Raw genomic sequence first — 21,408 nt, 5'->3', positions numbered from 1 at the left:
CGGGGAAACGAGGAGACTTGCCCCATGTCCTCCTTCCACGCGGCGCGCAAGCCGCGCAGTCTGGCCGGCCGGCTCTTCGCGGTACAGGCCGTGCTCATCGCGGTGATCGTCGCGTGGTGCGCCGTGTTCGCGTTCGTCAACGACCGGTCGCAGGCGCGGGAGACCGCCAGGCGCGAGGTGCGGATCGCGGCGCGCTCGGTGGCCGATTCACCGTCGGTGCGTGCCGCGATCCGCACGAAGGATCCGACGGCCGAGCTCCAGCCGTACGCGGAGCGCGTGCGGCACGACACGAAGGTGGACTTCATCACGGTCATGGACCCGCGCGGCATCCGCTGGACGCACCCGGACCCCCAGCAGATAGGCCGGCACTTCATCGGCACCACGGCGCCCGCCCTGCGTGGGAGGACGTTCACCGAGACGTACACGGGCACGCTCGGCCCGTCCACGCGCGCGGTCACGCCGATCAGGGACGGGGGGCGGATCGTCGGCCTGGTCAGTGTGGGGATCACCGTGGACCGGATATCCACGCAGGTGATGGGGCAGCTCAAGGTGCTGTCGGTGGCCGCGGGCGCGGCGCTGCTGCTCGGCGCGCTCGGCACGTACGTGATCAACAGGCGGCTGCGCCGCCACACCCACGGGCTGGACGCGACGGGCCTGAGCCGGATGTACGACTACCACCAGGCCGCGCTGCACGCGGTGCGTGAGGGGCTGCTGATGCTGGAGGGCGGCCGGCGCATCGCCCTGGTCAACGACGCGGGGAGGGAGCTGCTGGGCCTCGACGAGTCCGCGGTGGGCAGGCCGGTGGCCGAGCTCGGGCTGCCTCCCGCGCTGACGGGGGCGCTGCTGGCCTCCGAGCCCCGGGTGGATGAGGTGCACCTCACGGACGAGCGGGTCGTCGTCGTCAACACCCGCCCGGTGGTGGGCGGCGAGCGCCGCGGTACGGTCGTGACGCTGCGCGACCGCACCGAACTGCAGGCGCTGTCCGGTGAGCTCGACTCGGAGCGCCGTTTCACGGAGGCGCTGCGCTCGCAGGCCCACGAGGCGGCGAACCGGCTGCACACGGTGGTGTCGCTGATCGAGCTCGGCCGGGTCGACCAGGCCGTGGAGTTCGCCACGTCGGAGCTGGAGCTGGCGCAGGAGCTGACGGACCAGGTGGTGGGTGCCGTGGGCGAGCCGGTGCTCGCGGCGCTGCTGCTCGGCAAGGCGGCGCAGGCGAACGAGCGCGGGGTCGAGCTGCTGCTCGCGCCGGACAGCCGGATGGACGACGGGGTGCTGCCCGCCGCCCTCTCCACGCGCGATCTGGTGACGATCCTCGGCAATCTCATAGACAACGCCGTGGAGGCGGCGGCCGCCGAAGGCGAGGCGGCCGCCGGGCCGCCGCGGGTGACGGTGACGGCGCTGGCCGACGAGGAGGTGGGCGAGTTGCTGCTGCGGGTGCGGGACACCGGCCCCGGGGTGGTGCCCGGCGCGGTGGAGGAGGTCTTCCGGCGCGGCTGGTCGACCAACGGGCCCGGCAGGGGCCTCGGGCTCGCGCTGGTGCGGCAGGCGGTGCACCGGGCGCGCGGCAGCGTCACCGTCGCGGCGGGCGGCGACGGGGGCGCCCAGTTCACGGTGCGGCTGCCGCTGACCGCGGAGGGCGCGGCGCAGAGCATCGAGGTTGTCGAGGCGCCGGAGAGCGGCGAGGCGGCGGCGGTGGCGCGGTGAGCGGCGCGGAGGCGGGCCACGCGGCCGAGCCGGTACGGGTGCTCGTCGTGGAGGACGATCCGGTGGCGGCGGACGCGCACCAGCTGTACGTGGAGCGCGTGCCGGGGTTCACGGTGGTCGGCGTCGCGCACACGCGCGCCCAGGCGGCGCGCCTGCTGGAGCAGCGGCCTGTCGACCTGATCCTGCTCGACCTCTACCTGCCGGACGGGCACGGGCTGCAACTGCTGCGCGCGCTGCGCGCGAGCGGGCACCACGCGGACGTCGTGGCGGTCACATCGGCGCGCGACCTCGCGCTCGTCAGGGAGGGCGTGTCGCTCGGGGTCGTGCAGTACGTGCTGAAGCCGTTCGCGTTCGGGACGCTGCGGGACAGGCTCGTGCGGTACGCGCGCTTCCGGACGGCCGCCGGTGAGGCGGGCGGGCAGGACGAGGTGGACGCGGCGCTCGGCGCGCTGCGGGCGCCGGAGCCCGCCACCCTGCCCAAGGGGCTCAGCGCGCCGACGCTGCGCGCGGTCACGGCCGCGCTCCGCTCGTCGCCGTCAGGACTGACGGCGGCGGAGCTGGCCGAGCGGGTCGGCATCTCGCGGATCACGGCCCGGCGCTACCTGGAGCACCTGGTCACGGACCGCCGCGCGGAGCGCAGCCCGCGCTACGGCCAGGTGGGGCGCCCGGAGCTGCAGTACCGCTGGTCACCGGCGCGGACCTGAGGCCCGGCCCCGAGGCCCGCGCCTGAGGCCCGCACCTGAGGCCCGCGCCTGACGCCCGCGGACGGGAGGGCGGTCAGAAGACGGACTCGGCCTCGACCATGCGGGACTCCGGGACCGTCTTGAGCTGCGTGACGGCCTCGGCGAGCGGGACCATCTCGACGGCGTTGCCGCGCAGCGCGGTCATCTTGCCGAACTCGCCGCGGTGCGCCGCCTGCACGGCATGCCAGCCGAAACGGGTGGCGAGGACGCGGTCGTAGGCGGTGGGCGTGCCGCCGCGCTGGACGTGGCCCAGGATGACGGGCTTCGCCTCGGTGCCGAGGCGGCGCTCGAGTTCGGCGGCCAGGCGGTTGCCGATGCCGAGGAAGCGCTCGTGGCCGAACTGGTCGATCTCGCCGCGCCGGTAGTCCATGCTGCCCGCCGCCGGGTGCGCGCCCTCGGCCACGCAGATCACCGCGAACTTCTTGCCGCGCTCGAACCGCTCCCTGACCATCTTGACCAGCTTGTCGACCTCGAAGGGCCGCTCGGGCAGGCAGATGCCGTGCGCGCCGCCCGCCATGCCGGACTCCAGGGCGATCCAGCCGGCGTGCCGTCCCATCACCTCGACGACCATCACGCGCTGGTGCGACTCGGCGGTGGTCTTCAGGCGGTCTATGGCCTCGGTGGCGACGCCGACGGCGGTGTCGAAGCCGAAGGTGCGGTCCGTGGAGTGGATGTCGTTGTCGATGGTCTTCGGCACGCCGACGACGGGCATGCCCGCGTCCGACAACAGCCTGGCCGCCGTCAGGGTGCCCTCGCCGCCGATCGGGATGAGGACGTCGATGCCGTAGCGGGTGGCGAGCTCCCGGCAGTTCTCGGCGGCCTCGCGCAGGCGCCCGCGCTCCAGCCTGGCGGAGCCGAGGATGGTGCCGCCGCGGGCGAGGATGCCGCTGACCGCGTTGAGGTCGAGCGGCCGGTAGTGGCCGTCGAGCAGCCCCTTGAATCCGTCCTCGAAGCCGATGACCTCGTCCCCGTGCTCGGCCATGGCGCGGTGCACGACCGACCGGATCACGGCGTTCAGACCCGGGCAGTCGCCGCCCGCTGTGAGAATTCCGATGCGCATCGTCGCTGTCGTCTCCTGCTCCTGCTCCGTGTCGGCCTGGACGGTGGCCGCCTGCCTCGATCCTGCCACGGCGGGGCCAGCGCACGCGCACCCGACCGCACGGGCGTCCCCCTTCGCGCACGGCGCCCGTCTCCAGCGCGCGGCGCCCGTCCCACCCGCTCTAAGCATCTGATCGGGTTACTGTCAAGGGGGCATGCCCGAAGACAACCGGGCGAGTGGACGGGACGAGGGGAGCAGGCGTGGCGCGCGGCGTGTACGTGACCGGGATCGACCGCGGTGACGGCAGGCAGGTGGTCGAGCTGGGGGTCATGGAGCTGCTGACCCGGCAGGTGGATCGGGTGGGGGTGTTCAGGCCGCTGGTCCACGACCGCCCTGACCGGATGTTCGAGCTGCTCAGGGCGCGTTACCGGCTCACCCAGGACCCTGACACGGTCTACGGGCTCGACTACGGCACGGCCTCGGCGCTGCAGGCCGAGCGCGGCACGGACGAGCTGGTGTCCCGCCTCGTCGAGTCGTTCCACCGGGTGGCGCGCGACTACGACGTGGTCCTCGTGCTCGGCACGGACTTCGCGGCCACGCAGCTGCCGGACGAGCTGGCGCTCAACGCGCGCCTCGCGAACGAGTGCGGGGCGTCCGTCATGGCGGTGGTGGGCGGCAAGGGCCAGGGCGCCGAGTCCGTGCGCGCCGAGGCGCGCAACGCGTTCCGTGCCTACGAGGCGCTCGGCTGCGACGTGATGGGCCTGGTGGTCAACCGGGTCGCGGCCGACGACCGCGACGCCATCGCCGAGGGCCTGCGCGCCCAGGTGCCCGCGCCGTGCTACGTGCTGCCCGACCACCCGGCGCTCGCCGCGCCGACCGTCGCCCAGGTCACCAGGGCACTGGGCGGGACGGTCCTGCTCGGCGACGACTCCGGCCTCGCGCGTGACGCGCTCGGTTTCGTCTTCGGCGGCGCGATGCTGCCGAACCTGCTGAGCGCCCTGACCCCCGGCTGCATGGTGATCACCCCGGGCGACCGCGCCGATCTCGTGGTCGGCGCGCTGGCCGCGCACTCCGCGTCCACGCCGTCGATCGCGGGGCTCGTCCTCACGATGGGTGAGCGGCCCGCCGGGTCGATCCTGAAGCTGGCCGAGCGGCTCGCTCCCGGCACGCCGGTGATCTCGGTGGCGGAGGGGTCCTTCCCGACGGCGGCGCGACTGTTCGCCCTGGAGGGCAAGCTCAACGCGGCGACGCCGCGCAAGGCGGAGACGGCGCTCGGCCTGTTCGAGCGGTACGTGGACACGGCCGGCCTCGTCGAGCGGCTCTCGGTGGCGCGCGGCGGGCGCGTCACGCCCATGATGTTCGAGCACGACCTGCTGGAGCAGGCCCGCTCGCTGCGCCGCCGCGTCGTGCTGCCCGAGGGCACGGAGGAGCGGGTGCTGCGCGCCGCGGACGTGCTGCTGCGCAGGGACGTGTGCGACCTGACGCTGCTCGGCGACCCGGACGCCATCCGCAAGAAGGCCGCGGACCTCGGCGCCGACCTGGGCGACGCGCAGCTGATCGACCCCGCGGCCTCCGAGCTGCGGCAGGGCTTCGCCGAGCGGTACGCGCAGCTGCGGGCGCACCGCGGCGCGACGGTGGAGCTGGCGTACGACGTGGTGGCCGACGTCAACTACTTCGGCACGCTGATGGTGGACGCGGGCCTCGCGGACGGCATGGTCTCGGGCTCGGTGCACTCCACGGCCGCGACCATCCGCCCCGCGTTCGAGATCATCAAGAGCACGGGCGCCGCGCGCGGCGAGAAAGAGGGCGACGGCGCCGCGCGCCCTCCGGCCGCCATCGTGTCGTCGGTGTTCTTCATGTGCCTGGCCGACAAGGTGCTCGTCTACGGGGACTGCGCGGTCAACCCCGACCCGGACGCGGAGCAGCTCGCGGACATCGCCGTCCAGGCGTCGGCGACGGCGGCGCGCTTCGGCGTCGAGCCGCGCGTCGCGATGCTGTCGTACTCGACGGGCACGTCCGGCTCCGGGGCGGACGTCGACAAGGTCAGGGAGGCGACGCGCCTGGTCAGGGCCTCGCACCCGGAACTGCTCATCGAGGGCCCCATCCAGTACGACGCGGCGGTCGAGCCGTCGGTCGCCGCGACGAAGCTGCCGGACTCCGAGGTGGCCGGCCGGGCGACGGTGCTGATCTTCCCCGACCTGAACACCGGCAACAACACCTACAAGGCCGTGCAGCGCTCCGCGGGCGCGGTCGCCGTCGGCCCGGTGCTGCAGGGTCTGCGCAAGCCGGTGAACGACCTGTCGCGCGGGGCACTCGTCCAGGACATCGTCAACACCGTCGCGATCACCGCGATCCAGGCACAGGCAGCGCAGACAGCGCAGACACCCCCGCCGGCACAGGCGGCCACGGCAGCACAGGAGGAAACATCAGCATGAGCACCCCCGCCCGCGTCCTGGTCCTCAACTCCGGCTCCTCGTCGGTGAAGTACCAGCTGCTCGACATGAACGGGGGCGAGCGCCTCGCCACGGGCCTCGTCGAGCGGATCGGCGAGTCCACCTCCCGCATCGCGCACTCCCCGTCCCACGGCGCCCGCAGGGAGCACACGGAGCGGATCGACGACCACAGCGCGGCGCTCCGCGCGGCCGCCGCCGAGCTGGCGCGGGACGGCCTCGGCCTCGACTCCCCCGAGCTGGTGGCGATCGGCCACCGGGTGGTCCACGGCGGCCTGCGGTTCACCGAGCCGACGCTGATCGACGACAAGGTGATCGCCGAGATCGAACGGCTCGTGCCCGTGGCGCCGCTGCACAACCCGGCGAATCTGCTGGGCATCCGCCAGGCGCGCGAGCTGCGCCCCGACCTGCCGCAGGTGGCCGTCTTCGACACCGCGTTCCACACGACCATGCCCGAGTACGCGGCCCGGTACGCGATCGACAGGGCGACGGCCGACGAGCACAGGGTCAGGCGCTACGGCTTCCACGGCACGTCGCACGCGTACGTGTCGCGCAAGGCGGCCGAACTGCTCGGCCGCCCGTACGAGGACACCAACGTGATCGTGCTGCACCTGGGCAACGGCGCGTCGGCCTCGGCCGTCGCGGGTGGCCGGTGCGTGGACACGTCGATGGGCCTCACGCCCCTCGAAGGGCTCGTGATGGGCACGCGGTCAGGGGACATCGACCCGGCCGTGGTGTTCCATCTGGCGCGGGTGGCCGGGATGGAGGTCGACGCCATCGATGAACTCCTGAACAAGAAGAGCGGGCTCGTCGGCCTCTGCGGGGACAACGACATGCGCGAGATCCGCCGCAGGATCGACGAGGGCGACGACGAGGCGCGCCTCGCGTTCGACATCTACACCCACCGGCTGCGCAAGTACATCGGCGCCTATCTGGCGGTGCTCGGCCGGGTGGACGCGGTGGTCTTCACGGCGGGGGTCGGCGAGAACGCGGCGGAGGTGCGGGAGGCTGCCGTGGCGGGCCTCGACGGCCTGGGGCTCGCGGTGGACCCGTCACGCAACGCCGTGCGCGGCGGCGGGCCCCGGCTCGTCTCGCCGGATGGGGCCCGGGTCGCGGTGGCCGTGATTCCGACCGACGAGGAGCTGGAGATCGCACAGCAGACCTTCGCGCTCGCCGGCGCCGGCGAAAGCGGTAGCGAAGGCGCCCACGAAAGCCGTCGCGAAGGCGGTCGCGAAAGTGGTCGCCAGAGCGCTGTAGAAGGGCACGCCTGAGCGGGGCGCCGCCCATTTGTACTTTCCGCCAGTCGGAATATTCCGCGTAGAAACAAACCGATAGGATCAGCCTCATGCGCCGTTCCAAAATCGTCTGCACACTGGGCCCCGCCGTTGATTCCTACGAGCAGCTGAAGGCTCTCATCGAGGCCGGCATGAACGTGGCCCGCCTCAACATGAGCCACGGAAGCCACGAGGAGCACCAGGGCCGTTACGACCGCGTCCGTCAGGCGGCGGCCGACACCGGCCGCGCTGTGGGCGTGATGGTCGACCTCCAGGGGCCCAAGATCCGCCTGGAGACCTTCGCCGAGGGCCCCGTCGAGCTGGTGCGCGGTGACGAGTTCACCATCACCGCCGAGGATGTCGCGGGCGACAAGTCCATCTGCGGCACCACCTACAAGGGGCTGCCGGGCGACGTCGCCAAGGGCGACCCGATCCTGATCAACGACGGCAACGTCGAGCTGCGGGTCGTCGAGGTCTCGGGCCCGCAGGTGCGGACCATGGTCATCGAGGGCGGCGTCATCTCGGACCACAAGGGCATCAACCTGCCCGGCGCGGCGGTCAACGTGCCCGCGCTGTCCGAGAAGGACATCGAGGACCTGCGGTTCGGCCTGCGCATGGGGTGTGACATGGTCGCGCTCTCCTTCGTGCGGGACGCGCAGGACATCGTGGACGTCCACAAGGTCATGGACGAGGTCGGGCGCCGGGTCCCGGTCATCGCGAAGGTCGAGAAGCCGCAGGCCGTCGCCAACATGGAGGCCGTCGTCGCGGCGTTCGACAGCGTCATGGTCGCCCGCGGCGACCTGGCCGTCGAGTATCCGCTCGAAAAGGTCCCGATGGTGCAGAAGCGGCTGATCGAGCTGTGCCGCCGCAACGCCAAGCCGGTGATCGTGGCGACCCAGATGATGGAGTCGATGATCACCAACTCCCGCCCGACGCGCGCCGAGGCGTCCGACGTCGCCAACGCGATCCTGGACGGCGCGGACGCGGTCATGCTGTCGGCCGAGTCGTCGGTGGGCGCCTACCCCGTCGAGACGGTCAAGACGATGTCGAAGATCGTCACGGCCGCCGACACGGAGCTGCTCTCCAAGGGCCTCGAACCGCTGGTCGAGGGGCGCAAGCCGCGCACCCAGGGCGGTTCCGTCGCCCGTGCGGCCTCCGAGATCGCCGACTTCCTCGACGGCAAGGCGCTGGTCGCCTTCACGCAGTCGGGCGACACCGCGCGCCGGCTGTCCCGCTACCGCGCCTGCCAGCCGATCCTGGCGTTCACGACCGACGAGTCCACGCGCAACCAGCTGGCCCTGAGCTGGGGTGTCGAGTCGTTCGTCGTGCCGTGGGTGGGCACCACGGACGAGATGGTCGACCTGGTGGACGTGGAGCTGTCGAAGCTCCAGCGCTTCGGCGAGGGCGACACCATGGTCATCACGGCCGGCTCGCCCCCCGGCGTCCCCGGCACCACCAACATGGTCAGGGTGCACCACCTCGGCGGCGCGCAGAGCTGACCGGCGGCGGAGACGGCCGCACCGCGGGCCGCACCGCGCTCGTACCCCGGCGGGTACGGGCACGGTGCGGCCCGCGGCCGTGTGCGGGCCTCGCGGGGCGCGCGCCCACGGCCTCGCGGGTGGGTCACAGGTCGGCGAGGAGCGGGACGATGTTCTCCGCGGCGGCGATCTCCGCCGTCAGCGGGTGGTCCTCGCGCACCAGCGGGAGCGCCTGGGAACCGCGGCGCAGCGCCTCGGCCACGGGCGTGTCCGGCAGCGGCACCGGCCTGAGGGAGAGCGCCCTGACCACGCCGACCAGTTCGCAGGCGAGGACGGTGCGGTAGGCGCTGACCGCCTCGGCCGTGCTGTGCGCGGCCTGCGAGGCGAAGCTCGCGTGGTCCTCCAGGCCGCGGGAGATGATCGCGGTGCCGAGCGTCACAGGGGACGCCGCGTGCCGCAGCCTGCTGAGCGCGTCGTGCGAGACGTACTCGAGGATCATGATCCCCGAGCTGCCGGACGGGCCGTCCGCGAGGAACGGCGGCAGGCCGGTCAGGTCGGGCTCCACCAGGTCGCTCAGGCGGGCGCTCGACAGCTCGGCGACGTGGTGCAGGGCGGCACGCAGCCGGTCGAGGCCGAGCGCGAGGTGCGAGGTCGCGAAGTGGCCGTGGTGGTAGACCCGGCCGCTCTCCACGTCGATGAACGGGTTCTCGGCCGCGGCGTTGACGTCGATCTCCAGGATTGCCCTGAGCGCGTCGGCCGCCTCCAGCGCGGGGCCCTGCACCTGCGGGAAGGCGCGCAGCCCGAAGGGGTCCTGGAGCCTCGCGCCCTCGGCCGGCTCGTCCTCGCCCCACAGCAGCCGCCGCATCTCGGCCGCGCAGTGCACGGACCCCGGGTGGGGGCGCTGCGCGTGCACGCGCGTGGCGAAGGCCTCGGGCGAGCCGTTCAGCGCGACGTAGGAGAGCGCGGCCACCACATGGCTGGCGCGCAGCAGGCGGTGCAGGTCGGACCAGGCGAGCACGGACGTGGCGAGGGTCGCGGCGTTGCTCGAGATGAAGGCCAGCGCGTCGCCGGGGCTGATCGGCACGGGGTCGAGGTGCCCGCTCCCCCACGGCCGCTCGCCCGCGAGCGTCAGCGCGATCTCGGCGAGCGCGCCCAGGTCTCCGGTGCCGATGGAGCCGCGCGCGTGCGGCGCGGGGACCGCGCCCTCGCGCAGCGCGGCGGCGAGCGCTTCGAGCAGCCTGGGGTGGACGCCGCTGCCCGCGGCGGCGAGCTGGTTGAGGCGGATGAGCAGGGTTGCCTTTACGGTGGCCTCCGGGGCGCGGGGTCCCGAAGTGCCCGCGTGGCTGCGCAGCAGGCGCAGTCCGTGCTGGTCGGCGGCCTCGGGGTCGACGACCTCGTGGCGGTTGGCACCGACGCCCGTGGTGCGTCCGTAGACGGCGCGCTTGGTCTCGCTGTCCCGCGCCACACGGTAGGCCGCGAGCGCGCGGTCCAGCGCCTTCTCGTCGAGGCTGACCGACGCGCCGCGCCTGGCGACCGCGGCGATCTCCTCGCACCGCAGTCCGCGCCCGTCGACTCGGACATGGTCAGGATCCATGCCGTTCACCTCCTTGACAGCTATTCATTCATGAATGAGGCTCCATGAAACTTGTTATTCAGTACCTTGGCAAGAGGGCGGGCCCTTCGGGCTCCCCCGCGGATGGGACCAAGTGGAACGATGCCTGATCACGACCTGACGACGCAGGCCACGAAGGACGGAAGGGTCTCCTTCGACGACGCGCCGCTGAACAGATTCCACGTCAAGATCACCGCGCTGACGTTCGGCGCGAACTTCTCCGACGGGTACCAACTCGGCGTCATCGGGATCGCGCTCACCCTGATCACCCCGCAGATGCACCTCGGCTCCGTCTGGGAGGGGCTGCTCGGCGCCTCGGCCCTCATCGGCATCTTCATCGGCAGCATCTCGCTCGGCGCACTCGCCGACCGCATCGGCCGCCAGCAGCTCTACATGCTGAACTTCCTGCTGATCACCCTCGCCTCGGTCGCCCAGTTCTGGGTCCAGGGCGCCGGCCCGCTGTTCGTGCTGCGCATCCTGATCGGCATCGGCATCGGCGCGGACTACGCCATCGGCCCGACACTCGTCGCCGAGTTCTGCCCCCGCCGCCAGCGCGGGTTCCTCCTCGCGTCGCTCACCGCGATGTGGACGGTCGGCTACATCTGCTCGTACTTCTTCGGCAACTGGCTGATCGGGTACGGCGGCGACAGCTGGCGCTGGCTGCTGGCGAGCGGCGCCGTGCCGGCGGCCGTCGTCCTGCTGCTGCGGATCGGCACGCCCGAGTCGCCGCGCTGGCTGGTGAGCAAGGGCCGCCTCGACGAGGCGCGCGCCGTCGTGGCGCGCTACATCGGCGAGCACGTCGACTTCGAGTCGATCGCGGCCGGGGCGCGCGCGGGCGCCGCGCAGGAGGCGGGCGAGCGGCCCGCGGGCTCGTACCGGCGGCTGTTCGACGCGGACCAGTGGCGCAAGACCGCGTTCGGCGTCCTGTACTACAACTGCCAGGTCATCCCGTACTTCGCGATCTACACGTTCCTGCCCGTCGTCATGGCGAAGTTCCACCTCAAGGAGGGCTTCCTCGGCGACGGGCTGCTCAACGTCTTCCTGCTGCTCGGCAGCATCGCGGGGCTCTGGTTCACGGCGCGCTTCTCCCGCCGCGGCTTCGTGATCGCCTCCTTCGTGGTGATGGCACTGGCGCTCGGCCCGCTGGGCCTGTGGCCCGGCGGCCCCTCCGTGGTGCTGTTCGTGCTGTTCCTGGTCTTTACATTTACGATGTCGGCCGCGTCCAACCTCGACCAGGTCTACCCGCCGGAGCTGTTCTCGACGGCCCTGCGCAGCTCGGGCGTCGGCCTGCTGAACGGCGTCAGCCGGGTCGGTTCGGCGGCGGGCACGTTCCTGCTGCCGATGAGCATCGACCACCTGGGCTTCTCCACCTCGATGACGGCGCTCACCGCGTTCCTCGTCCTGGGCGCGCTGGTCTCGGTCGTCTGGGCACCGGAGACCTCGGACGTGATCCTGGAGTGACGCATCCCGTACCCGGGTCCCGCGGGCCCGGGCACGCCTACGTGAGAGCGGCCCGCCGCCCCCGGGGAGGGGACGGCGGGCCCGCTCACGCGCGTGTGCGGGTCGGGCTAGTCGATGAAGTTGTGCAGGCCCTGCATCTTCAGCGTGCCGCCGAACTGGCCCGCCTGGTCGACCTTCGCGTTGGTGAAGAACACCGACGGGATCTGGATCGGCGGCGGGAAGTCCGGGCTGAACGTGATCGGCAGCAGGCCGAGCAGGTTGCCCGACAGCTTCTCCGTGTACATGGTCACGGGGCCGTCGATGGTCGAGGTGGTACCGGGCTTCGTCTTGATCTCCGTGTGCCGCACGATGTTGCCATGGCCGTCACGGTTGTCGACCGTCTGGTGCAGGTCCTTGATGCCGATCGAGTCCGCCGTGAACTTCATGACCCGCTTCGTCGCTCCTGAAGCGGTCTTGATGTCCACGAGCCCCCGGTAGCACAGGCCCTTGAGGCTGAGATTGCTGCTCTGGAGGTGCCAGGGGTCGGCGGCCATGGTGGGCGCGTTGGCGTCCTGCGTGGGCGGCTTGAGGATCGGGAGCAGGTCGCAGGGCCCCTCGTCGCAGGAGCCGCTGCCGGCCTTGGTGTCCGCGCTCTTGGTGTCGGCCGTGGCGTCGCTGAACTTGACGCCCTTGTGCGTCAGCAGGTCCCTGATCGCCTGTTCCTTCGACTGGGTGGCGCTCTCGGACGAGCCGTCGCCCTTGCCGTCCTTGCCGTCCTTCTTGCCGCTGTCCGACGAGCCCGACGCGGAAGGCGACTTCGACGACGACGCGGACTTTCCCGCGTCCTTCGCGGCCTTGGAGAGCCCGCCGAGTGTGCCCTTCACCGTCTTGCCCAGCGCGTCGCCGGCCTTGCCCGAGGTGTCCTTGGACGAGGTGTCCTTGGACGAGCCGCCGTCGCCCTTGCTGTCCTTGGAGGACGTCGCTGAGTGCGAGGCGGACGGGCTCGGCGTGGTGTCGTGGGACGGCGTCGCGCTCGGGGACGGCGACGAGGAGTCGCTGTGCACGCCGAGCAGGCCGCCGAGCGCGGAGCCGAGCCCGCCGAGCAGGCCGCCGCCCCCGCTGCCGCTGTGCGACGACGGTGACGACGTGCTGGGGTCGGGCGTGGGCGTGGGGGACGCCGAGGATGTCGCCGACGGCTGCGGGTCCGACGAGCCGCCGCCGGAGGCCTTGCCGCCGTCGGAAGCCTTGCCGCTGCCGCTCTTGCCGCTGTCCTTGCCGCCCTTGGACGACGTGCCGTCACTGGACGACGGGCTCGCCGACGCGGACGGCGAGTCGGAAGGCGAGGCGGAGGGCGACGGCGAGTCCGAGGCGCTGGGCTCGTCCGACCGGGTCACACAGGCACCCGAGGTGGACGGGGCCGCCTTGCTGTCGTCCGCCATGGCGAGCTTCGGCGTAAGGCTCATGCCGACGAACACGGCCGTGGGCATCGCCGCGAGGGCCATGGCCTTGCCGGCGGGTATGTGGATCTTGGTCAGCAGCGACTTCCTCGGCGCCGCGTGCCGGGCTCTCGCTCGCGTGAGGTCGACATCCGCGGCGGAACCGGGCACCGGCCGCGTGTCGTCGTCAGCCCGCACTGTGCCTCCCGCCCTTGAACCAGTCCGTGCGCGTGTCCGTCACATCCGCTTCCACCCCCGCGCGCGGGCCCGGCAGCAGCGGGTCGGCGTCCGTGTCTGCGGTGTCCGCGGCTTCGGCGATCCCGGCGGACTCCGGTGCGGCCTCGTCCTCGGCGGTCCGCCTCTTCGCCTTCTCGGGCACCCAGGACACGGAGAGCGCGCCGCCGATGAGGGCGAGGAGGAATCCGACGAAGAAGCCGCCCAGGTTGGACACCGGGATCGAGACCAGGGCGAGGAGGATCGCGGCGATGCCGGCGAACACCCGGACGATGGAGTGGAACCACATCGTCAGGCCGAGCGTCACCAGCAGGACGCCGATGATCAGCGATCCGGCGCCGGCCGTCGTGGACATCGCGAGGGTGAGGTTGCCGAGGTGAAGGTGGGCGTACGGGAAGTATCCGATCGGCAGTCCGCTGACGAGCGTGATCAGCCCGGCCCAGAACGGCCGGTGCCCGCGCCAGGCGCGGAACCTCAGCCGCCAGTACCTGAACCCGCCGTCACGCTCCTGGGGCACGAGGGTGTCCGCGGTCTCGGCGCTCATGGAAAACAGCTCCCTGGAACCGGCATTACCGTGCGGAATGCCATGAGTTTGAGGTGGTGGCGGGCGAGGTGCGCGACCGCGGGTGAATGCCCTGCGGCACGTTGCCCCCGCCCGCCGGCGAGTGCCTAGTGGTAACAGGGGTTGTTGCCCCTCTTGAGCGTCAGGCCGAGGTCGGCGAGCTTGAAGGTGCCCGCCGTGGTGGCCCACGCCTGCTGCTGAACACCCGTCAGCACGGCCTTGCTCGCGTCCTGGGCGAACCCCCCGCTCTTTTTCGGGTCCTGGTCACCCGGAGCGACACCTGCGTGCTTGCCGTCATTCGTCGCGCCCTGCGCCACACCGATGTTGATGTCGGTGAACGTGGCGTTCGTCGTGCTCAGGTCATCAAGGTCGATGTAGAGATTCTTGGCCTTGACATCCGTACCCTTGTTACCCGCGGTGAGCAGGAGAGTGACGTCACCGATGCCTGGTACCGGCGTGACCACCGACTGGCACAGGTCGGTGATGCTCGCGCGCGTGAAGCCGTTGACCGCGACGGGATGCGCGGTCCTCTTCCCGTTGTTGTCCTTGACGCCGTAGTCGACGTTTCCGTACTGGGTGAAGCCGTAGCCGACGAGCTTGCTCGCCTTCACCTTGAAGTTCTGCCCCGACACGCTGAAGGACGCGGCGAGCGCCCCCTGCGACAGGGCGACGCCTATCGCGGCCGTCGCGGCCACGCTCGGCACCATGACCACCGCGAAGCGCTTCCATCTGGTCCCACCACGTACTGGGGACTCCATGCGATTTCCTCCTTCTCGGACGTACATCGCCACGCGGACGTGGGCCCGCCATGGGATGGGGAGAAGTGCTACGTCCTCGGAAGGAGAGCGCCCGCTTCGCCGTGCGCGAACCGCGCCCGAACCACCGGTCGATCACCCCCGAGCGACAACCACTGATCGCGCCGTGGCGCAACCTTCGGACAGGCCCCGCCTGTTGGGCGGGAACCCCCCTGTCCGAGCCGGCGGTTCACTGGACCCGCCGACCCACCCGGTGGGGACCCAGGACCGACGTGACGCGACTGGTTGCCGTGCTGGTGCGGTATTGGACCGAGCGTCGACGATGGTGGTCCATTCGCGGCCGGGACACAAGGGCCTTCGTTACTAGTCAGTAACGGCCGGGCGACCCGGTGGCAACCGAGGGGCGCCGGACCGGCACACAGGGTGTTACCGGTGGTTGGAACAAGTAGGACGATCGATGCGGAAAACCGGGCAGAAGGGAGAGGGTGATTTACTGCGAGTAACAAAGATGGCATAGGTCAAGTCTTGGTAAAGCAATGAACCCGTCATCGCCTTGTCGCCAAATCCGCACCGGGTCGCGGACGCCCACTCTCCCGGCCACACCGGATCGTCACATCCGTCCCACAGCTCCATCAAATCACCGGTCACAGCACTCCCGTGCGCCTCACACGGAACTCCGGCATCCGAAAACGCGCGACGGGCCCGGATGCAGCGCGGTGCGTTCCGCGCTGCATCCGGGCCCGCCCAATTCCCGACGGCCCGTCAGGTCCTTTCGGAATTCGTCAGAACAGGACGCGCGCGAGCGCCGCGCGCGAGGCGGCCACCCTCGGGTCGTCGCCGCCGATGACCTCGAACAGTTCGAGCAGACGCAGCCGGGCCTTCTCCCGGTCGTCGCCCGCCGTGCCGCGCACCGTCTCGACCAGGCGGGAGAAGGCGTCCTCGACATGGCCGCCCGCGAGGTCCAGGTCGGCCACGGCCAGCTGCGCGTCGACGTCCGCGGGGCTGTCGGCCGCGTCCTTGCGGGCCTGCTGGGGGTCGAGCCCGCCGACGCGCCCCAGCAGCTCGGCCTGCGCGAGGCCCAGTTTCGCCTCGGTGTTGACCGGGTCGTCCGACAGCACGTTGCGGTACGCCTGGACGGCGCCCGCGAAGTCGCCCTCGTCGAGCGCCTGCACGGCGGCTTCGAGCAGGGCGTCGTGCGGTCCTGGCGGCGGCGCGGGCGCCTCCTGCTGCTCCGCGCCCTCGCCGCCCGCCTCCACGGCGATGCCCGTGAGCCCGAAGCGCTCCTCGCCGACCTGGACGAGCTGGTCGAGCGTCTGACGGATCTGCGCCTCCGGGGCCGCCCCCTGGAACAGCGGCAGCGCCTGACCCGCGACCACCGCGAACACGGCCGGGATGCCCTGGATGCCGAACTGCTGCATCAGCGCCTGGTTGGCGTCCACGTCGATCTTGGCCAGCACGATGCGGCCGTTGTACTCGAGGGCCAGCCGTTCGAGCACGGGGCTGAGCTGCTTGCACGGCTCGCACCACTCCGCCCAGAAGTCGATGACGACGGGCACCTCGGTGGAGCGCTGCAGGACATCGCTCTCGAAGCCCGCCTCGTCGACGTCGATCACCAGGCTGGACGCCGGCACCGCGCCCGCACCGCCCTGGCGGGCGGTCTCGGCGCGTGCCTGCTCCGCCTTCGTCTTGGCCTCGCCGGCCGCCTTCACCGCGGCGAGGTCGACGACGCCGCTCATGGACATGTTCCTAGGCTGCATGGGTACATCCTCCCCCTTCCGCGCGCGGTTTCGGAAACGTGCCGCTTCCCCGTGGTGGGCGGCGCACGGGACGCCCCCGTGGCGCCCCGTGCGCCCGGCTTGCGGCGCCGGGTCCCCACCAGGCGCCTGTGGCTGTCGCTCCGACCTCGCCGAGAGGTCTTTCGCTACGACTCGTAGCGTAACTGTACCGGCCGGCGTTCGGGGCGGATCACCGCATGACCTGTCTCACAGCGCCCGGCCGGTAGGGTCGCCGCCATGCCTACCCGTACCGGCCCCGAAGGTATGCACCAGGGGCGCACCGGCCGCCCCCGCAGCCCCGAGGCCGACGCGGCCATCCTGGCGGCCACCCGGCAGGCGCTCGTCGAACTCGGCTGGTCGAAGCTGACGATGGGGGACGTGGCGGCGCGCGCGGGCGTGGCAAAGACGACGCTGTACCGGCGGTGGCCGAGCCGCAACGAGCTGGTGGTCGACGCGGTGGCGGTCCTCTTCGACGAGCTGCGGCTGCCGGACCTCGGCAGCCTGCCGGCGGACGTCGAGTCGGTGGTGCGCCAGTTCGGCGCGCTGCTCGAACGGCCCGAGGCGAAGACGGCGCTGATGGCGGTGATCGCCGAGGCCACCCGCGACGACGCGCTGCGGCGGCGCATCCGCACGGCGATCGTGGACCGGCAGAAGCACCTGGTGGTGGCGGGCCGCGAGCGCGCCCAGGAACGCGGTGAGATCCCGCCGCCGCCGGACCCGGCGGCCGCGGCCCGCGACACCGACCTGATCTTCGACGTGGTCGCGGGCGCGGTGGTGCACAGGACGCTGGTCAGCGCGGAGCCGGTGGACGGCGACTGGGCCCGCCGCCTCACGCAGCTCGTGCTGACGGGCCTGACGGCCCAGCGCGCCCCGGCCGGCGCGGCGGCCACGGCCAGGCCCACGGCCCCGGCCCCGGCCCAGGGCCCACAGGAGCCGAGGGCGGCCGACGCCGGCTCCTAGGGCGGCCGCCGTGACCCGCGTCCTCAGAAGCCGGGCGGCTCCGTGTACGTGCCCCATTCGTCGCGCAGCGCGCCGCAGATCTCGCCGAGGGTGGCCTCCGCGCGTACCGCGTCCAGCATCGGCGGGATCATGCTCGACCCGTCGCGTGCGGCGGCCAGCATCGCGTCCAGCGCCGCGGTGACCTTCGTGTCGTCGCGCGCCTCCTTGCGCGCGGCGAGCGTCGCCGCCTGGTCGCGCTCCACCTCGTGGCTGACGCGCAGGATCTCCAGGTCGCCCGTGACGGACCCGGTGTTGACGTTGACGCCGACGACCTTCTTGTCGCCCTTCTCCAGGGCGCTCTGGTAGCGGAACGCGGACTCGGCGATCTCGCCGGTGAACCAGCCGTCCTCGATGCCGCGCAGGATGCCGGAGGTGATCGGGCCGACCGGGTGCTTGCCGTCGGGATGGGCGCGCCTGCCGCGCTCCGTGATCTGCTCGAAGATCTTCTCGGCGTCCGCCTCGATCCGGTCGGTGAGCTGCTCGATGTACCAGGAGCCGCCCAGCGGGTCGGCGACGTTGCCCACCCCCGTCTCCTCCATCAGCACCTGCTGCGTGCGCAGCGCGATCTCGGCGGCCTGCTCGCTGGGGAGTGCGAGCGTCTCGTCGAGCGCGTTGGTGTGCAGCGAGTTGGTGCCGCCGAGCACCGCGGCGAGCGCCTCCACGGCGGTGCGCACGACGTTGTTGTACGGCTGCTGCGCGGTGAGCGAGACGCCCGCGGTCTGGGTGTGGAACCGCAGCCACTGGGCCTTGTCCGTGGTGGCGCCGTACACGTCCCGCATCCAGCGGGCCCAGATCCTGCGGGCCGCGCGGAACTTGGCGATCTCCTCGAAGAAGTCCACGTGCGCGTCGAAGAAGAACGAGAGGCCGGGCGCGAAGACGTCGACGTCGAGGCCTCGCGCGATGCCGAGCTCCACGTAGCCGAACCCGTCGGCCAGCGTGTACGCGAGCTCCTGCGCGGCCGTCGCGCCCGCCTCGCGGATGTGGTAGCCGGAGACCGACAACGGCTTGTACGCGGGGATCGCGGTCGCGCAGTGCTCCATCAGGTCGCCGATGAGGCGCAGGTGCGGCTCGGGCTGGAAGAGCCACTCCTTCTGGGCGATGTACTCCTTGAAGATGTCGGTCTGGAGCGTGCCGTTGAGCACGCCCGGGTCGACGCCCTGGCGTTCCGCGGCGACGAGGTACATGCAGAACACGGGCACGGCGGGGCCGCTGATCGTCATGGACGTCGTCACGTCGCCGAGGGTGATGCCGTCGAAGAGGACCTCCATGTCGGCGGCCGAGTCGATGGCGACGCCGCAGTGCCCGACCTCGCCGAGCGAGCGCGGGTCGTCGGAGTCGCGGCCCATCAGCGTCGGCATGTCGAAGGCGACGGAGAGGCCGCCGCCGCCGTTGGCGAGGATGGTCTTGTAGCGCTCGTTGGTCTGGCGTGCGTTGCCGAACCCGGCGAACTGGCGGATGGTCCATGTGCGGCCCCGGTACCCGGTCGGGTAGAGGCCCCGGGTGAACGGGTACTCCCCCGGCCAGCCGATCCGCTCGAATCCCTCGTACGTGTCCCCCGGCCGCGGTCCGTACACGGGAGCGACCTCGTCGCCCGAGAGGGTCGAGAAGTCCGCGTCGCGCTTGCGGGCCTTGTCGTACCGGGCCTGCCAGCGGGTGCGGCCCTCGTCGATCGCGTCAGCGTCCATGCACCCGAATTTACTAGGACGTCAAAGTAAATGTCGATGGCAAACCGCCGCGGACATCGTCACGCGGCGGTGCCGTGCGCCGTCGGTCAGGCCTTGGCGGTGGCGGGCGCCGGGTCGACGACCTTGGCCTCGAGCTCGCGGGAGACCCGGCGCTCGACGAAGAAGGCCGCCGTGGGCAGCGTCCCCGCGAGCAGGACCCACAGCTGCCGCATCACGGGGAACTTGGCCTTGGAGCCCAGGTCGAAGGCGAAGATCAGGTACACGATGTAGAGCCAGCCGTGCGCGATGCCCACGACCTCGACGAAGCCCGCCGCTCCGTTGATGTCGAGCACGTACTTGGCGATGACCCCCAGTGTCAGCACGATGAGGAGCACGCCTGTGACGTACGCCATCACCCGATAACGGGTCAGCACACTTCGTTTCATACGCAAGAGCGTAGTGGCACGATACGGGCGATCTTCGCGCGGGTCACCACTCGCCGCCGCGCCGCTCGGGCGGCCGGCGCTCCTCGAAGTCCTGGGCGGACAGGCGCAGTGGGCGCAGCATCGCGAAGATCTCGCCGCACTCCTCGGCGTCGTACGCGCCGAGCCCGAAGTCCATGGCCATCAGGTCGCGCGTGGCGGCCTCCACCACCTTGCGGCCCTCCTCGGTGATCGAGGCGAGGGTGCCGCGGCCGTCGTTCGGATTGGGGCGCTTGTCGACGAATCCGGCCCTGACGAGGCGGTCGACGGTGTTGGTGACGGACGTGGGATGGACCATCAGCCGCTCGCCGATCTTGGACATGGGCAGCTCGCCGGCCTTGGAGAAGGTCAGCAGGACCAGCGCCTCGTAGCGCGCGAACGTGAGCCCGTACGGCTTGACGACGGAGTCGACCTCGGCGAGGAGGATCTGCTGCGCGCGCATGATGGACGTGATGGCGACCATCGAGGGGACGGGGCCCCAGCGCTGTTTCCAGAGGTCGTCGGCGCGGGCGATGGGGTCGAAGGGCAGGCTCAACGGCTTCGGCACGCCCCCGACCCTACCGAGGGATGATATGCCCGCGCCCCCGGCATCTTCCCCGGTCACTGCCCGGCTGCCACCCGGCCACGTTCCGCGCGTGGCGCACACACGTGCGTAATGCGTCGCATGTCACGATATGCCCCATGCCCGGCCGCCCTCACCCCCGCCTCGCAGCCCTCCCCGTCTCCCTCGCGCTGGCCCTGTGCCCCGCCGCCGCTGCCTGCTCGGCCGGCGGGGACGGGGACGGCCACGCGTCCGTCGTGGGCGGCGAGTCCGCCCCGTACGCCGCGTCCCCCTACTGGGTCGACCCCGACAGCGACGCCGCACGGCAGGTGAAGAAGTGGCAGGCCGAGGGGCGGTCGGCCGACGCGAAGCTGCTCCAGCGCATCTCCCGGCGGCCGGTCGCCGACTGGCCCGCGGGCGACGATCCGGGCCCTGAGATCCGGCACGCCGTGCGGTCGGCCGCCCCCACCGGGCGGACCGTGCTGCTCGTCGCGTACAACATCCCGCACCGCGACTGCGGCAAGTACTCGGCGGGCGGCGCCGCCGACGCACAGGCGTACCAGAGCTGGATCAACGCCTTCGCGAGTGCCATCGGCGACGCGCCCGCCCTCGTCGTCCTGGAGCCCGACGCCCTGCCGCACCTGGCTGACGGCTGCACCCCGCCCGAGCTCCAGCAGGAGCGCTACACGCTGCTGTCCGCCGCGGTCACACGCCTCAAGCAGCAGCCGCACACCAAGGTCTACCTCGACGCCGGCAACCCCGCCTGGGTCGCCGACACGGGGCGCATGGCGGACGCGCTGAAGCGCGCGGGCGTCGCGCGGGCCGACGGCTTCTCCCTCAACGTGTCGAACTTCCAGCGCGACGACGCGGTCAAGCGCTACGGCGCCGCCATCTCAGGCGCGCTCGGCGGCGCGCACTTCGTGATGGACACCAGCCGCAACGGCGCGGGCCCCTTGCCGGGAGGCCGCGGCGACGAGGCGTGGTGCAACCCGCCGGGCCGCGCGCTCGGCAGGGCGCCGAGCACCAGCACAGGCGATCCGCTGCTCGACGCCTACCTGTGGATCAAGCGCCCGGGCGACTCCGACGGCACGTGCCGCGGCGGGCCGGCGGCGGGCAGCTGGTGGCCCGAGTACGCCCTCGGGCTCGCCCGCCGCGCGAAGAGCTGACGGCGCCCCGCCCGGGGGGACGCCGTCCGCGCGGTCGCGGCCGCTCAGCTCCCC

General features: G+C 72.0%; 17 protein-coding genes. 8 read left to right on the top strand and 9 right to left on the bottom strand.

The genetic code is table 11. From position 1 onward, the window contains the following. Nucleotides 1–24 precede the first annotated feature (24 nt). Together JFN87_RS05485 and JFN87_RS05480 are read left to right on the top strand one after the other, a co-directional pair. Complete coding sequence (locus JFN87_RS05485) at nucleotides 25–1,704, top strand: ATP-binding protein (protein WP_209338741.1); 1,680 nt, start codon at nucleotides 25–27, stop codon at nucleotides 1,702–1,704. Then, nucleotides 1,701–2,408: a response regulator gene (locus tag JFN87_RS05480; protein ID WP_209338740.1), complete on the top strand. Its 708-nt coding sequence runs from the start codon at nucleotides 1,701–1,703 to the stop codon at nucleotides 2,406–2,408. Before JFN87_RS05485 ends, JFN87_RS05480 begins: the two co-directional genes overlap by 4 nt. 73 nt (nucleotides 2,409–2,481) lie before the next feature. Here the strand turns inward: JFN87_RS05480 and JFN87_RS05475 are convergent, their stop codons facing one another. Beyond that, a complete protein-coding gene (locus JFN87_RS05475; RefSeq protein ID WP_209338770.1) occupies nucleotides 2,482–3,507 on the bottom strand; it encodes an ATP-dependent 6-phosphofructokinase in 1,026 nt (341 codons plus the stop codon). A gap of 239 nt (nucleotides 3,508–3,746) precedes the next feature. Here JFN87_RS05475 and pta point away from each other — a divergent pair, with 239 nt between their 5' ends. The 3 genes from pta to pyk all read left to right on the top strand — a co-directional run bounded on the left by pta (nucleotide 3,747) and on the right by pyk (nucleotide 8,709). After that, a complete protein-coding gene (gene pta, locus JFN87_RS05470; protein WP_209338739.1) occupies nucleotides 3,747–5,921 on the top strand; it encodes a phosphate acetyltransferase in 2,175 nt (724 codons plus the stop codon). Then, a complete protein-coding gene (locus JFN87_RS05465; RefSeq protein ID WP_209338738.1) occupies nucleotides 5,918–7,207 on the top strand; it encodes an acetate kinase in 1,290 nt (429 codons plus the stop codon). The genes pta and JFN87_RS05465 overlap by 4 nt, the downstream gene beginning before the upstream one ends. 74 nt (nucleotides 7,208–7,281) lie before the next feature. Continuing rightward, nucleotides 7,282–8,709, top strand: a complete 1,428-nt coding sequence (pyk, locus tag JFN87_RS05460) for a pyruvate kinase (protein WP_209338737.1) — start codon at nucleotides 7,282–7,284, stop codon at nucleotides 8,707–8,709. A gap of 124 nt (nucleotides 8,710–8,833) precedes the next feature. On the opposite strand, the gene JFN87_RS05455 is transcribed toward pyk, so the two are convergent. After that, nucleotides 8,834–10,282, bottom strand: coding sequence for an aromatic amino acid ammonia-lyase (locus tag JFN87_RS05455; RefSeq protein ID WP_209338736.1), 1,449 nt, complete (start codon nucleotides 10,280–10,282; stop codon nucleotides 8,834–8,836). A gap of 120 nt (nucleotides 10,283–10,402) precedes the next feature. Between JFN87_RS05455 and JFN87_RS05450 the strand changes: the two genes are divergently transcribed. After that, nucleotides 10,403–11,761, top strand: coding sequence for an MFS transporter (locus tag JFN87_RS05450; RefSeq protein ID WP_209338735.1), 1,359 nt, complete (start codon nucleotides 10,403–10,405; stop codon nucleotides 11,759–11,761). A 107-nt stretch (nucleotides 11,762–11,868) separates the two neighbouring features. Here JFN87_RS05450 and JFN87_RS05445 read toward each other — a convergent pair whose 3' ends face one another. The 4 genes from JFN87_RS05445 to JFN87_RS05430 all read right to left on the bottom strand — a co-directional run bounded on the left by JFN87_RS05445 (nucleotide 11,869) and on the right by JFN87_RS05430 (nucleotide 16,484). Further along, the gene (locus tag JFN87_RS05445; RefSeq protein ID WP_209338734.1) at nucleotides 11,869–13,347 is read right to left on the bottom strand and encodes a hypothetical protein; all 1,479 of its coding nucleotides are present in this window, start codon (nucleotides 13,345–13,347) and stop codon (nucleotides 11,869–11,871) included. A gap of 16 nt (nucleotides 13,348–13,363) precedes the next feature. Next, nucleotides 13,364–13,954 carry a DUF6114 domain-containing protein gene (locus JFN87_RS05440; protein WP_209338733.1) on the bottom strand — a complete coding sequence of 197 codons (591 nt, stop codon included), beginning with the start codon at nucleotides 13,952–13,954 and terminating at the stop codon, nucleotides 13,364–13,366. A gap of 125 nt (nucleotides 13,955–14,079) precedes the next feature. Continuing rightward, nucleotides 14,080–14,730: a DUF6230 family protein gene (locus JFN87_RS05435; protein WP_209338732.1), complete on the bottom strand. Its 651-nt coding sequence runs from the start codon at nucleotides 14,728–14,730 to the stop codon at nucleotides 14,080–14,082. A gap of 779 nt (nucleotides 14,731–15,509) precedes the next feature. Continuing rightward, nucleotides 15,510–16,484 (bottom strand): tetratricopeptide repeat protein, encoded by a 975-nt coding sequence (locus JFN87_RS05430; RefSeq protein WP_209338731.1) that lies wholly within the window; start codon nucleotides 16,482–16,484, stop codon nucleotides 15,510–15,512. A 255-nt stretch (nucleotides 16,485–16,739) separates the two neighbouring features. Here JFN87_RS05430 and JFN87_RS05425 point away from each other — a divergent pair, with 255 nt between their 5' ends. Continuing rightward, nucleotides 16,740–17,462 carry a TetR/AcrR family transcriptional regulator gene (locus JFN87_RS05425; RefSeq protein ID WP_209338730.1) on the top strand — a complete coding sequence of 241 codons (723 nt, stop codon included), beginning with the start codon at nucleotides 16,740–16,742 and terminating at the stop codon, nucleotides 17,460–17,462. Between the two features lie 23 nt (nucleotides 17,463–17,485). On the opposite strand, the gene icmA is transcribed toward JFN87_RS05425, so the two are convergent. The 3 genes from icmA to JFN87_RS05410 all read right to left on the bottom strand — a co-directional run bounded on the left by icmA (nucleotide 17,486) and on the right by JFN87_RS05410 (nucleotide 20,194). Continuing rightward, nucleotides 17,486–19,186, bottom strand: coding sequence for a coenzyme B12-dependent isobutyryl-CoA mutase large subunit (gene icmA, locus JFN87_RS05420; protein WP_209338729.1), 1,701 nt, complete (start codon nucleotides 19,184–19,186; stop codon nucleotides 17,486–17,488). Nucleotides 19,187–19,272: 86 nt separating this feature from the next. Continuing rightward, complete coding sequence (locus tag JFN87_RS05415) at nucleotides 19,273–19,611, bottom strand: DUF3817 domain-containing protein (RefSeq protein ID WP_209338728.1); 339 nt, start codon at nucleotides 19,609–19,611, stop codon at nucleotides 19,273–19,275. A 43-nt stretch (nucleotides 19,612–19,654) separates the two neighbouring features. After that, nucleotides 19,655–20,194, bottom strand: coding sequence for a MarR family winged helix-turn-helix transcriptional regulator (locus JFN87_RS05410; RefSeq protein ID WP_030899989.1), 540 nt, complete (start codon nucleotides 20,192–20,194; stop codon nucleotides 19,655–19,657). Nucleotides 20,195–20,328: 134 nt separating this feature from the next. Here JFN87_RS05410 and JFN87_RS05405 point away from each other — a divergent pair, with 134 nt between their 5' ends. Beyond that, nucleotides 20,329–21,354 (top strand): glycoside hydrolase family 6 protein, encoded by a 1,026-nt coding sequence (locus JFN87_RS05405; RefSeq protein WP_209338727.1) that lies wholly within the window; start codon nucleotides 20,329–20,331, stop codon nucleotides 21,352–21,354. Nucleotides 21,355–21,408: the final 54 nt, after the last annotated feature.

Origin of the sequence: Streptomyces montanisoli, assembly GCF_017813245.1 — a bacterium.
In the GTDB taxonomy this organism is placed as follows: Bacteria; Actinomycetota; Actinomycetes; order Streptomycetales; family Streptomycetaceae; genus Streptomyces; species Streptomyces montanisoli.
This window is presented reverse-complemented; position numbering and strand designations above follow the sequence as displayed.

What these genes read in the sequence shown, in the direction of transcription:
- JFN87_RS05485 (WP_209338741.1), top strand. Translation starts at nt 25, where the DNA reads ATGTCCTCCTTCCACGCGGCGCGCAAGCCGCGCAGTCTGGCCGGCCGG.
- JFN87_RS05475 (WP_209338770.1), bottom strand. Translation starts at nt 3,507, where the DNA reads ATGCGCATCGGAATTCTCACAGCGGGCGGCGACTGCCCGGGTCTGAAC.
- JFN87_RS05465 (WP_209338738.1), top strand. Translation starts at nt 5,918, where the DNA reads ATGAGCACCCCCGCCCGCGTCCTGGTCCTCAACTCCGGCTCCTCGTCG.
- pyk (WP_209338737.1), top strand. Translation starts at nt 7,282, where the DNA reads ATGCGCCGTTCCAAAATCGTCTGCACACTGGGCCCCGCCGTTGATTCC.
- JFN87_RS05455 (WP_209338736.1), bottom strand. Translation starts at nt 10,282, where the DNA reads ATGGATCCTGACCATGTCCGAGTCGACGGGCGCGGACTGCGGTGCGAG.
- JFN87_RS05450 (WP_209338735.1), top strand. Translation starts at nt 10,403, where the DNA reads ATGCCTGATCACGACCTGACGACGCAGGCCACGAAGGACGGAAGGGTC.
- JFN87_RS05440 (WP_209338733.1), bottom strand. Translation starts at nt 13,954, where the DNA reads ATGAGCGCCGAGACCGCGGACACCCTCGTGCCCCAGGAGCGTGACGGC.
- JFN87_RS05435 (WP_209338732.1), bottom strand. Translation starts at nt 14,730, where the DNA reads ATGGAGTCCCCAGTACGTGGTGGGACCAGATGGAAGCGCTTCGCGGTG.
- JFN87_RS05430 (WP_209338731.1), bottom strand. Translation starts at nt 16,484, where the DNA reads ATGCAGCCTAGGAACATGTCCATGAGCGGCGTCGTCGACCTCGCCGCG.
- JFN87_RS05425 (WP_209338730.1), top strand. Translation starts at nt 16,740, where the DNA reads ATGCCTACCCGTACCGGCCCCGAAGGTATGCACCAGGGGCGCACCGGC.
- icmA (WP_209338729.1), bottom strand. Translation starts at nt 19,186, where the DNA reads ATGGACGCTGACGCGATCGACGAGGGCCGCACCCGCTGGCAGGCCCGG.
- JFN87_RS05415 (WP_209338728.1), bottom strand. Translation starts at nt 19,611, where the DNA reads ATGAAACGAAGTGTGCTGACCCGTTATCGGGTGATGGCGTACGTCACA.
- JFN87_RS05405 (WP_209338727.1), top strand. Translation starts at nt 20,329, where the DNA reads ATGCCCGGCCGCCCTCACCCCCGCCTCGCAGCCCTCCCCGTCTCCCTC.